The 12450-nt window shown below is 53.3% G+C and carries 9 protein-coding genes and 1 pseudogene; 6 read left to right on the top strand and 4 right to left on the bottom strand.

Annotated elements, in window-relative coordinates; genetic code table 11:
• Positions 1–98 precede the first annotated feature (98 nt).
• Positions 99–707, top strand: coding sequence for a recombinase family protein (locus tag CFN46_RS00540; protein ID WP_088742432.1), 609 nt, complete (start codon positions 99–101; stop codon positions 705–707).
• Positions 708–972: 265 nt separating this feature from the next.
• On the opposite strand, the gene CFN46_RS00535 is transcribed toward CFN46_RS00540, so the two are convergent.
• Both CFN46_RS00535 and CFN46_RS00530 read right to left on the bottom strand, forming a co-directional pair.
• The gene (locus tag CFN46_RS00535; protein WP_088742431.1) at positions 973–2544 is read right to left on the bottom strand and encodes an AAA family ATPase; all 1572 of its coding nucleotides are present in this window, start codon (positions 2542–2544) and stop codon (positions 973–975) included.
• A complete protein-coding gene (locus CFN46_RS00530) occupies positions 2541–2915 on the bottom strand; it encodes a hypothetical protein (RefSeq protein WP_088742430.1) in 375 nt (124 codons plus the stop codon). The genes CFN46_RS00535 and CFN46_RS00530 overlap by 4 nt, the downstream gene beginning before the upstream one ends.
• Positions 2916–3944: 1029 nt before the next feature.
• Between CFN46_RS00530 and CFN46_RS00525 the strand changes: the two genes are divergently transcribed.
• Positions 3945–4979 carry a HEPN domain-containing protein gene (locus CFN46_RS00525; RefSeq protein ID WP_088742429.1) on the top strand — a complete coding sequence of 345 codons (1035 nt, stop codon included), beginning with the start codon at positions 3945–3947 and terminating at the stop codon, positions 4977–4979.
• A gap of 306 nt (positions 4980–5285) precedes the next feature.
• Positions 5286–6053, top strand: a pseudogene (locus tag CFN46_RS00520) (LysE family translocator).
• A 110-nt stretch (positions 6054–6163) separates the two neighbouring features.
• On the opposite strand, the gene CFN46_RS00515 reads toward CFN46_RS00520, so the two are convergent.
• Together CFN46_RS00515 and dctP are read right to left on the bottom strand one after the other, a co-directional pair.
• Positions 6164–7162 carry a TRAP transporter substrate-binding protein gene (locus tag CFN46_RS00515; protein ID WP_088742428.1) on the bottom strand — a complete coding sequence of 333 codons (999 nt, stop codon included), beginning with the start codon at positions 7160–7162 and terminating at the stop codon, positions 6164–6166.
• Between the two features lie 254 nt (positions 7163–7416).
• Positions 7417–8418, bottom strand: coding sequence for a TRAP transporter substrate-binding protein DctP (dctP, locus tag CFN46_RS00510; protein ID WP_088742427.1), 1002 nt, complete (start codon positions 8416–8418; stop codon positions 7417–7419).
• 352 nt (positions 8419–8770) lie between these two features.
• Between dctP and CFN46_RS00505 the strand changes: the two genes are divergently transcribed.
• The 3 genes from CFN46_RS00505 (at position 8771) to CFN46_RS00495 (ending at position 12283) form a co-directional block, all read left to right on the top strand.
• Entirely contained in the window at positions 8771–9364 is a 594-nt protein-coding gene (locus CFN46_RS00505; RefSeq protein ID WP_024951670.1) for a Yip1 family protein, read from the top strand.
• A 255-nt stretch (positions 9365–9619) separates the two neighbouring features.
• Positions 9620–10570 carry a sugar-binding transcriptional regulator gene (locus CFN46_RS00500; RefSeq protein ID WP_088742426.1) on the top strand — a complete coding sequence of 317 codons (951 nt, stop codon included), beginning with the start codon at positions 9620–9622 and terminating at the stop codon, positions 10568–10570.
• A 369-nt stretch (positions 10571–10939) separates the two neighbouring features.
• Positions 10940–12283: a sugar ABC transporter substrate-binding protein gene (locus tag CFN46_RS00495; protein ID WP_024951669.1), complete on the top strand. Its 1344-nt coding sequence runs from the start codon at positions 10940–10942 to the stop codon at positions 12281–12283.
• The last annotated feature ends 167 nt before the right edge of the window (positions 12284–12450 follow it).

The raw sequence follows: 12450 nt of genomic DNA, 5'->3' as shown, positions 1-12450 counted from the left end.
ACAGTTTCCTCTGCTTATATCGCATTGATATTGGATTAAGTGACACCCTGTCGTTACACTGCAAAAAGTGACACCCAAAAGTGACAGGGAGAGGCACCATGAAGGCAGCGCACATCTACATGCGGGTCAGTACCACGGGGCAGGACATAGAGCGGCAGAAGCAGTTGGTGTCGGATGCGGAGGCCCAGGGCTACTACATAGCGGGCGAGTACAGCGACACGGCCAGCGGCACCACAAGCGAACGGCCAGAGCTTCAGCGCATGATTGCTGCCATCCGGCCAGGGGACGTGGTGATAGCTGAGAAGATCGACCGCATCACCCGTGCGCCACTGGCAGACGCTGAGGCGCTTATTGACCGGATAAAGGCCAAGGGGGCACGGCTTTCAGTTCCTGGGCTACTGGACTTGAGTGAGATTGAAGCGGAGGGGATGGCCAAGATCGTGCTGGATGCCATGCAGGATATGTTGCTGCGGATCGCGTTACAGATGGCGCACGATGATTACCAGACGCGGCGAGAGCGCCAGCGTCAGGGCATTGAGATTGCCAAGGACAAGGGCGTGTACCAAGGCAGGCCACGAAACGAACCGATGCGGGAGCTGGTTCGAGTGCTATTGGTGTCGGGCATGGGTACCAGAGAGACCGCCAGAGCGGTAGGCGTATCACCCACGACGGTGACACGCATCAAAAAAGAGCTGGGATCGGAGTGATGTTGCGCGGCAAAGCCATGGCAAAAGGGATTTTGATTTGCTGGTGTTTGCCACGATTTGCCACGGTTTGCCATTTCTTGGCAAGCCGCTAGCCCGCATGGTTGGTGGGTTCTTCATGATTCGTCGCAAGTCATGGCAAGAGATGGCAAAACATTTCCATTTGCTTGCCACTTCTCCCCCCTATAGGGGGAGAAGGTGGCAAAGGTCGGTATACTGAAGATTGACCACCCACAAAAAACCCCACCGATTGGTGGGGTTCTGTTCTCTACACCACGCTGATGGAGTCGCCATCTCTGTTGATCTTCCCTCGATCACACAATGACTTCAGGCAACGCGATAGAGCTTGGCCTGAACTGCCAGCAGCAAGACCGGCAATCTCTGGATGAGCCTTGAAGGCATCACGGACAGCCGAGTAAGCGCAGCTACCATCCGGCGAGCCTTCAGCCGCGACCATTGCTTGAATCACACCGAACAGTGCCGCCTCCTTGGGCTTAAGCTCGCGACACGCGGCCATCTGCTCGCCAAGACTGGCTATGCGAGGCACCAGTGATGTGAGGGGACGCCCCTTGCGGTCGACACGGCCGTTCAGGGTGACGCTATCCAGTGTGCAGACAACAGGTGCGCCCGCTTCGACATCCTTCGCCTTGGTTGTTTTTACGGTGGCTTGGGTGCCGTTCTTGGTAACCGACATCTCAAAATCGCAGGCAGCCCGTATAGAGCTGGAGCCACGTGCGCCCTTATCCGCATCCTTACCGCTGTGGTGGACGAGGAGAACTGTCGCACCTAGCTGCTGGGTTAACATGCCTGCGCCTTTAATGACGGCTGCTATATCTTTGGCGGAGTTCTCATCGCCCTGTTGCATAGACCGGTGCAGGGTGTCGGCTATGACCATGTGGATGGGTAAGCCCTTGCGACGTGACAGCTCTGCCAATGTCTGCTGGAAGATGCCGACCTTACGATGGTCATCGAGAGCGATATCTTCTGGGAAGATCACCATATGTGGGGCTCGGACACCGCGAACCTGCTCCCAAGCAGCCTTGCGCACACGCAGCCCGTTACCACCCTCAGCCGCGATATAGACCACGATGCCAGGCTCTGCGTCGACTTCCACATGCTGCCAGTTCGTACCAGTGGCAATGCTCATGGCCATGTCGAGAACTACAAAGGATTTACCGGCACCGCTGGGGCCATAGACCATGCCGAGCGAGGCCGCTGGGACCAGGTTATCGAGCAGCCAAGGAGTGCTGGCAATACGATCAAGCTCGGCGTCGTCATCTGCAAGGAACATCTCTAACCAGCGCTCTTGTATCGACTGCTGCTTGGGTCGCTCCACGACCTTGAGTTCCGGCTTGGCCTTTACCTGTTCGGGTGCCGTAAGGCCGTAGAAAGCAATCTCGAACATGGCGGTGGTCTCTTCGGCGTCGATATCGTCAGGGTTGATGGCTAGAGCGCTGTCGTTTGGCAGGTAGGTGCCACGGATCAAGTCCCGGGCATTGGTTAGCAATGGGTCGTCACACTCATCAGAGATGAGCTGTTGAGCCAAGGCATACAGGCTGCGGCTCAAGGGCGCTGCACCAGCCTCTGGGGCTAGCAGCTCGCTCAACTCATCAGCAGTGGCCCCAAGGTATAACAAGCCCTCATCGCCCTGTGTGATGCCACGCAGCAGCGATTCAGATGCCTCAAGCTGGAGGGATTCGGCCACCTCATCGTTCGCCCAATCAATGGTGATGAAGTCGGCCACGACTGAATAAGCCGGATGGAAGGCGTAGCACCTGGCTGGTGGTACTGAATGATGGCGCTCGACATAGTGGCGCAGGGTTTCACTGAATCTACTCATGCCACGCCCCCACGCTCTGCCTTACCTTGGGCCTCTAGCCACAGCAGCAGCCGACCGCGAAACTCTTCATCTTCCAGGATGTGATCCAGCCATTTACGCTCTACGCGATATTCACTGACAGTGACTCGGGTGCCATCAGCACGAACCTTGCCTCTGCGACGCGTCTCGATTGCCCAACCCATCTTGTCGCGCAGATCCATAGCACGGCGGGCAGCATTCCCCATACTGACTTGAGACAGTTTGTGGTTATCGAGGAATCCGGTGTTGAACATCAACCATAAGCAGCGAGCGCAAGCGCTATCGACTTTGGGGAGCTGGGGAAGGTCATTGTTAACTACATGTTGACCGAACAGCGAGAATTGAGCGTCCATTACTTCACCTCCCGACGTGCCTTGAGAGCCTTCACGTCAGACATGCGCCACAAGGACTGGATTCGCCCCTTACTGGAGACTGCGGGAGTGCAGTGACGGTGAAGAGTAGAACGGGAGATGCCAGCGAGGCGCATGGCCCCCTTGGTACCAATGAATTGCGACATAGTTCAATATCCTGACTTGAGTCGCGCGTCAGCATCGGTCATAATGACCGTCAGTGCTTGGGTGGTGAGACACCCACGCGCGAGAGATTATAGGAAAAGCTATGAAGCCCTGCCGGAAACGGTGGGGCTTCTTTCATTTTAACTGTCTCAGTTTATCATGTTGGGATGGTTGGGTGGTGTATTTCGTGGAGAAATATTTCAGTAAGTCGTTCTTTTCAAAGGAAGTAAGGGAACATCTATCCTGTTTTAGATTAGCAAATAAGTTGGTTATCCTGACTATGCTTTTATTTATCAGATGGATAGAGAAGGGTGGTCGACGGAGGTTGGCTGAGGTAGGATTCTAGGGGACACACGATAGGTCACACTCTCGGGGTATCTCGGTCTGGCCAGGCTCGCATAACCCGCATGGTAGAGCAGAAGCTTCCCAAGCTTAAGACGAGGGTTCGATTCCCTTCACCCGCTCCAGATTCTTCAAAAAAGCCTCCCGAATGGGAGGCTTTTTTGTGTTTAGGATATTAGTATTCCTCTTGATGTGACTCCTCACATGGCGTCAGTAGGATTGGTTGAATGCCAGCATTATTGTTCTAAAGTGTTATTTGAATATAAATGCCTGGCAGATTTTAATATGTGTAATTACTCTATCAGCCTATACGAGTAAAAAGTTTATTCTTATTTGGATAATCTTTTAGCCATTACTACGATGCCTAGTGTGTTGTTACAAGATTTTACGAATAGGGCAAGATTGTGTGTTGTGAATATTGTCCACTAGGATGTTTTATGGACTTTAATAATAATTTTGTAGCCGCTTGAAAAGTAGTTGGGATGACTAAATATTATTTTATTTAAAATCAATCGGAGGTGGTAAATGGGGGTGGATAAGAATGGGTGGTTTTTGGCTACACCATTGGATGGGATTGAGTTTTGTGCGGATTTTTTTGCTAATTTTATTAGGGTGGATTCAATTTATATTGTGTCGGGTGAGTATTTATTAGACTTTATCAAGCAGCGAGGATTAGAGCTAGATGATGAAGCTGTTGAACATCTGCAGCATTCAGTAGAAAATGACAGCGTTTTTTATAAAGCTTATGCAGTATGGATGTCTGGTGGTAATGCTAAAGAGAAAACAGCGACTTTTCACAGGAAGGTACTCGAATCACTTAACATATTAATGTTATCGCAGATGACATATAAAACCCGTAATTTATATGGGTTACCTAGGCCCTATAACTCTAACTATGGATTTCATTATAGCTCCGTAACATGCCTTGGCCGTGACGGTACAAGTTATAGTGCAATGGAAGCTGTAGGCAAGCCTTTTAGCCTAAAGATTGATGATGATTGGGTAAGAAACTGTAGAGAGGGTTTTTTTGATAGCCTTCTCAAAGTTATAAATGGTAAGTCTGAGGTGAGTGAGAATTGGAGATGGAATATTTATCAAGCAGCAAGTCTGTCTGGAGAAAGTCAAGCATCCAGTAATATGAGGAATGCGTTCATCTGGAATTGGATAGCTATTGAATCAATGTTGTTAACAAAAGAAACCAAAGACCACAAAGGGGAAATAACGAAAAGAATTGACGCGCTAATGGAATGGGCATATGGAATTATTGAATTTAATATGCATGAGGAAATATCAGAAGCCTATTCTAAGCGTTGTGCTTTTATTCATGATGGAAAAGGTGGGGATATAGACATAAAAGATTTAGAGCTCACGGACGTTATTATTATGAATCTTTTGAATACAATTTGTTCACATGCTGAACTTTTTTCCTGTCAGGAGAAAATATATGAGTTTTCGGAGGTTATGGCTGCTGAACGTTTGCTTAAAAAATCGAGCATGAGAAGACCTGACTCATTTACTTTTATAAATTTTGAAGGTGTGGGGGATAGTTATCTTAGATAAAATGATATCCTGTTTGGCGTATTTGTTAGCTAGTGATAATGTTATAGTTTTTCTGTAGTTATGTTTTGGTGTTATATCTCTATGTGATTTCTTTATATTGCCGGTTTTAAGTAGAGCTTTTAATTATTGCGGTAGCTTTTAGAAAAATGTACATGGTCGCATTGCAAGCGTATGTATTTGATATATATAGTGTCAGATCCGTCCTGATTTTGTTAACAATACTTGGCACTATGCTTGCTTGAAAGTGTGATTAAGTGTGGTTGTCAATGCTTAGTAGTGCTCACAGAGCTGGTTGTCGGCAGCAGCATGCTCGGTGTTGCGAGTGCCATCATGAACCGCCATGAGCAAAAATTGTTGCTGACGTGGCGGAGAGCCGCGATATTGGCAGGTCACCTTTCAGCAGTTCGTCACTCGTTGAACGACAAGGAACCCCCAGTGGAACTCACCGTCTGGTTGGCATATGTCAGCGTCATCATCGCCTTGATCACCTTTCCCGGACCGGTTGCGTTGCTGTGCATGGATCATGGCCTGCGGAACGGTCGACGCCGATCCTTCGCGACGGTGGTGGGCGGGGCGGCGGCGTCGCTGGTGTTGATGGCCTTGTCGTCGCTGGGCCTCGGCGCAGCATTGGCGGCGTCCGAGACAGGGTTCCTGGTGCTGAAGATCATCGGGGCGCTCTATCTCATCTATCTGGGCATTCAAGCCTAGCGGGCGCCATCCCAGCCGGTGGTGTTCGATGCCGTGGGGGAGGAGGGCCAGACCCGCGCCAGAGCCACGCGTTGGCAACTGTGCCGCAAGGGCTTCGGTATCGGGATCAGCAACCCGAAGGACCTGCTGTTCTTCGGCGCGCTGTTTCCCAACTTCATCGATATGGCCCAGCCGCAGCTGCCCCAGTTCGTGGTGCTGGCGCTGACCTGGCTGGTGGTGGACCTGCTGACGATGAGCACCTACGCCCATGCGGGTTCCAGCATCAGCCGCTGGTTTGATAGCCACCGGCGCGTGCGGTTGTTCAATCGCACCACGGGCAGTCTGTTCGTCGTGGCCGGCGCGGGACTGGCGGCGTCGCATCGTTGAGCTGAGCCTTGGCTGCTATTGCACATGACGTAAAGCGCATGAAGACGACAACGGCACCCGAGGGTGCCGTTGTCGTGTCTGGAGCCTGTCGATCATCAGTACTATCAGGCTCAGCGCTCAGGGCGTGATTCAAGATACTTGGTCAGCAGAGCACGATCTTGATAGTTGACTTTCTGGTTCCAGCTTTCAATGACGTGCTGGCTGGCGGTTTCAAGGTCTTGGCGCAGTTCCGTTGGCGGAGGTGAAATCAGCTGTGCACCTTCGGCTTGCAGGGTGGCGTGAGCTTTGGCCAGTACTGCACTGGTGGAGGCCCAGCCAGTGTCTTCTACCGCTTGGGCTGCATTGAGCAGTGCCGTCTGTTGTTGCTTGTCGAGCGCGTTGAAGCTATCCGCATTCATGTGAATGATATTGAGCGGCATCGCGTAGTTGAGCGTCGTGAAGTTGGGCATGTAGCGGTAAAGTTCAGCACTGACGCCGCCCATGGCGGAGGTCAGGGCCGCTTTGATGGTGCCGCCTTCAAGTAGTGGGGTCAGCTCTTCCCAGGTCATGATTTGTGGGGCGGCGCCAAGATTGAGAAATACGCGCTGAGTATTGCGATCGTAAGTGCGGACCGGTTGATTGGTGAGCCCTGCGCCATCCTCGATCGGATCTTTGGACCACAGGCCGCTGGGTGGCCAAGGGAGGGCGAAAAGGAGGCGCTGGTTTTCCTCCTTGAGTAGCTCGCGGTAGCGCGGCTTGGCGGTCTGGTACAGACGATGAGCTTCATCAAGATCATAAGCGATAGCCGGTAGCGAAGAGAGTCCAAAGAAGGGTATCTCATCTGCGAGTGCACCACTGAGCGTAGCAGCGATGTCGATGACTCCCCCGCGCGTTGCTTGAAGATGACTGACTGATCGGATGTCGGAGCGAATTTCAACGTTGAGTTTATCTTGGGAGAGCTCAACGACTTTCTGACTGAATTCCTTGACGCGTTCGCCCATTAGCGTACCGGCACCATAGTCACTGCTCATGCTCAATGTGGTTTGTGCATGAAGAGCGCTAGCCGTTAGCATGCCGATTATCAAAAGAGGGCCGATCAGCCAGTAGTGAAGGCGGAGCGCAATCGACATGAGTCGAATCCTTTTCTCATGGGGTTGGATAAAGCAATAGCGGGCCAGCTTAATCTAAACGATCGTTTCTATTAGCTGAAGCGAGTTTACGCCAAGTCTTTTTCGTTAGAATATTTAGTCGTGGCTAATGTGGAAGGGCCGTTATCCTCGCTATAAAAGCGACTCTCCGTTAGAGGACATCGCTATGTAAGAATATGTACTGTCATGGAAAACTCCGCACAGCAGGTTTTGCATGATGGTGTATCAGATACGTATCAACGTTGCTGCATATAGTCATCGAGTATTCTGCGGCCGGTGGCCCCCGCTTTGAGTCGCCAGCTGGTAATGACGTTCTCGCTGGCTTCTACCAGTGCATCTTTCAGCGCACGGCGCGCGGGAGCCGCGACGGTGACGCCTTGCTCTGAAAGCGTAGTATAAGTGTTGATAACGCTATTACGCACGGCATCCCAACTGGCGAGATCAGCTTCTTTGGCAGCTTGTAGTATGGCTTGTTGCTGCTGTGGTTTGAGTGTCTCAAAACGCGCTCGTCCCATATGCACCATGTTGAGCGGCATGGCGTAGTGAATGGCGGTGTAGTACTTCATGTGGGCGGGATAATCGACATTGAGCCCAGCTTCTGCTGAGGTCAGTACTGCATCCAAGCTGCGATTCTCGAGCCCCGGCAATACATCATTCCACGCCATTACCTTCGGAGCTGAGCCTGTATTCAGTAGTACTCGCTGCCCATTGCGATCATAGGTGCGAATGGAGAGAGACTGGAGGTCTTCAGGGCTGCGGAGTGCCTTTCGAGACCAGATGCCGCTGGCGGGCCAGGGCGCGGCGTAGAGTAATATTTGATCATTTTCCATGAAGAGAGCGTCGTATGCCGAGCGAGACATGCGATAGAGCTGCTCTGCCTCCGCAATATCCTGTGTCACGAAGGGCAGTGATGAGAGCATGAAAATGGGGTCGTCGCTGCCAAGTGTACCCGCTAGCGTGTTGGCGATTTGTATCGTGTCATTATTGATGGCACGAGAATGATCGGTGGAGCGTAGTCCCGAGGTGCCGGCGCTTTGCAATATGATTTCCAGCTCATCATTGCTTAGCGCTTGCACGCGCTCGGCAAAGTGGCGTGAACGCTGCCCGATCAAAGTGGTGTCACCGTATTCACTGGTGAATATCAATTGAGTGGTCGAATAGGCGGGCAGGCTGATCAGGCTGCCAAGCATCAGCGCCGCGAGGGAGACAGTAATCCGTGCAGAAAATCTGTACGTCATGGGGTTTCTCTTTTCTATCGGCAGCCATTGAGGTGGGCTGGCGACGAGCGAAAGTACTGCTGAGCCACGGTGTGGCAGTTCCCAGTATTGCGTTGCATCCCGACAATCATGGGCCTAGTGCCGGCCGATAATCTCTTGTTTCGAACAACGATATATAAACGAAGTATGGGACGTGAATTCTGTTGCCGAGCATATGTCGGCGGTCGTGTGAGCCGTACGGACAATGACATTGCTGGCAGAAGGCGACTTGTGGTCTACGCTCAAAACAAGGCCGTGCAATTGCCCTGACACGAATTCCGCGCCGGGAACGCATGACCGGATTGTCGACGACTGTCAACGGGAGGTAGACCACATGCTTACCCACGTATGGGGCCTGATGGCGCATCCGCAGCGGGAATGGCAGACCATCCGCAAGGAACATGAATCCATCACCCACCTCTACGCACACCATGTGCTGCTCATGGCACTGGTCCCTGTTATTTGCGCTTATATCGGCACTACTCAGGTCGGCTGGAGCTTGACGGAGGGGCATTCCATCCAGCTGTCGGCGCTGGATGCCTTCTTTGCCGGCATCGCTTTCTACATCGCTATTCTGACGGCCATCGGGTTCATGGGCACCGTCATCCACATGCTGTCTCAGCGCTTCTCGGGACATCCCAGCCGCCGCCGTTGCATCATCTTTGCTGGTTATGTGGCGACGCCCATGTTCCTGGCTGGGCTGGTCGCGCTCTATCCCATCATCTGGCTATGTATCTTCGCGGGCACTGTGGGGCTTTGCTACAGCGCCTACCTGCTATATCTCGGCATCCCGCCGCTGCTGGATATCTCCAACAAGGAAGGTTTTCTGGTAACAGGCTCTACGCTCGGTATTGGTGTACTGGTGCTGGAAGGGCTGCTGGCCGTGACAGTGCTACTGTGGGGTTATGGAGCCCGCTGGTTCTTATAGCGTAGCGGTTAAGCCTTATCTGCTTAGCCCTGATGATGTCGCTATCGCCGACACTGTGTGGTGGTCTTGAGAAAAGGAGTCCCGAGAAGAAAAGTCCAAGAATATCCTGATAAGTCATGACCAAGGGCGCCCTGATAGCAATATCGGTGGCGCCTTTTGCTGGATACCTACCTGTGCTGGACGCTGCATCGCTTGTGCTAAGCGGCGAGTCCGTGGAAAGTGAGCCCTATTATTGGATGGTCGAGGTGAGGGCGCATGGACAAGTTTGAGCAGAGGTTGGAGCAGGCCGCACGGGCAGCGTGGTTATCTTATGTCGGTGGGCGTACACAGGATGAGATTGCCACGCAGCTTGGTGTCTCGCGCCCTGGTGTACAGCGTTTATTGGCACTCGCGCGGCAGGAACGACTGGTCAAGATCAGCATTGATCATCCAATAGCCGGCAGCATGGCCATGTCGGATGCATTGGTAGAGCGCTTCGGGCTGAGTTTCTGTGATGTGGTGCCTTCCGATACTCAATCTCGAGATAGCATCGCAGAATTCCTCGCGGTAGCGGGCGCTGATCGTTTGTCGTTTTACCTCAATCGCCTTGAACCACAGACCATTTCACTGGGTACCGGGCGTACGGTGCGTTCAGCAGTAGAGGCGCTGAGCCGTAGCGAACGGCCGCAGCATCGGATTGTCTCGCTGGTTGGCAATGTCGCACTGGATGGTTCATCCAATCGTTATGATGGGGTGATGCTGCTGGCGGACAAGATTGGCGCTGAACGTTTCCTGCTTCCCGCGCCGGTGGTCGCCGCTTCAATTGACGATAAGGAATCACTGCTGGGCCAGTACCTGGTCAATGCCGTCTTCAAGGTGGCCTGCGAGGCTGACGTTGGGGTGATTGGTATTGGTCGACTCGATGCGCAGGCGACCCTGTTTCAGGATCAGTTCATCAGTGCTTCCGAACGCGATGAGTTACTGGATGCTGGTGCAGTCGGGGAGTTGATGGGGTGGCCGTTGGATGTGAATGGGCAGTTGATTGATTGCCCGCTGACTCGCCGAATCACCAGTGTGCCGCTTGCTGCGCTCAAGTCTCAGCCATTGATTGGTATGGCGGGTGGTTATGACAAGGGGCCGGCAATTCTAAGCGCACTGCGCGGCGGGTGGCTGGAAGGATTGATCATTGATGAGTCGGCCGCTGCGCGTATCTGTGCCGAGTTGTAAGTTGCCTTGAGAGAGAGGTGATCGCTGCCAATACCACGTCATGCGGGACTATGAAGTGTCATGAGTATGGTGTGTGAGTGCTGCCGAGCTACTGGGTTCAGGCTGCGATGGCTACTCCCTTAGCATCAGATTCTAAGGTTGAATAGCCCAAGGTCTAGCGCACAAGAGTTTGCTTTTTCTGCAACCAGATCCGATCATTTGATCATCGGTTGATTGTTTTGATCGGATGAAGAAGGACAGTCTTGACCTTGGGGAACGCGAGGACAGCGTCTCTTCAAGAGAGCGAACAAGGGAAGAAATCGGTACGGGTAAATCATTGATTACCGATGAGAACAATAACGCCAACAAACGCCCCAGTAGGAGAGCACCATGCGGTTATCTCACTCCATGCTTTCACGTCGTCGCTTGCTGTCATTGGCAGCTCTGGCGGCACTGACACCGCTCAGCGGTCAGGCCAGTGCTGAAACCATCACCGTCGCGACCGTCAACAATGCCGACATGGTGGTGATGCAGAGCCTGACCAATGAATTCGAGAAGTCCCATCCCGATATCAAGCTGGATTGGGTCGTGCTTGAAGAGAACGTGCTGCGCCAGCGACTGACGACCGATATCGCCACCAAGGGCGGTCAGTTTGATGTCATGACCATCGGTACCTATGAAGTGCCTATCTGGGCCAAGCAGGGCTGGCTGACCAAACTCGACAATCTTCCGGCTGACTACAACGAAGCGGATCTCATCAAGCCGATTCGCGATGGCTTGAGCCTGACGGAAGGGGACGATCAAGGGCTGTACGCACTGCCGTTCTACGGCGAAAGCTCCATGCTGTACTACCGCAAGGACCTCTTCGAGAAAGCGGGTATCGACATGCCGGCCAAGCCGACCTGGACCCAGGTCAACGATTGGGCTTCCAAGCTCAATGCACCGGATGAAGGTGTCTACGGTATCTGCTTGCGTGGCAAGCCGGGTTGGGGCGAGAACACGGCGCTGCTGAGCACCATGGTCAACAGCTTCGGCGGCCGCTGGTTTGATGAAGACTGGAAGCCGCAGCTGGATTCCCCGGCCTGGAATGAAGCCGTCAACTTCTATGTCGACCTGATGAACAACTACGGGCCGCCGGGGGCAACTTCCAACGGCTTCAACGAGAACCTGGCACTGTTCTCCAGCGGCAAGTGCGGCATGTGGGTCGATGCGACGTCCGCCGCTGGCAAGCTTTACAACCCGAAGGAATCCTCGGTTGCCGACAAGCTGGGCTTCGCCCCCGCACCGATCGCCAAGACTGAGAAGGGCTCGCATTGGCTGTGGTCCTGGGCACTCGCCATCCCTGAGTCGTCCAAGTCCAAGGATGCAGCACGTACCTTCATCACTTGGGCCACCTCTGAGGAATACATCAATCTGGTCGGTGAGACTCAAGGCTGGGCAAGCATTCCGCCGGGCACTCGCAAGTCAACCTACGAGAATCCGGCCTATCAGGAAGCGGCACCCTTCGCCAGCTTCGTGATGGATGCCATCAACAGTGCTGATCCGACGGATGCGACGCTTGAGCCGGTCCCGTATGTCGGTGTGCAGTTGGTCACCATTCCAGAGTTCCAGTCGATCGGCACTCAGGTGGGGCAGCAAATGGCGGCTGCACTGGCAGGCCAGACATCCGTCGAAGATGCATTGGCCTCTGCTCAGCGCTCCACTGAACGCACCATGCGCCAGTCCGGTTACTGATCACCCTCATCGGTTAGCCATGTCGTTGACATGCTGATCTCGCACCAAAGGCTCCCCGCCGCTCAGGCATGATCACGCGACACTCATTCGATATGCACTTGATATGCACTCGAAAGTTGAATGTTACGCGGACATGAGCGGCGGGTCCCCGTCAGGCGGTGCCAGGC

It is taken from the genome of Cobetia sp. QF-1, from assembly GCF_002213105.1.
In the GTDB taxonomy this organism is placed as follows: domain Bacteria; phylum Pseudomonadota; class Gammaproteobacteria; order Pseudomonadales; family Halomonadaceae; genus Cobetia; species Cobetia crustatorum.
This window is presented reverse-complemented; position numbering and strand designations above follow the sequence as displayed.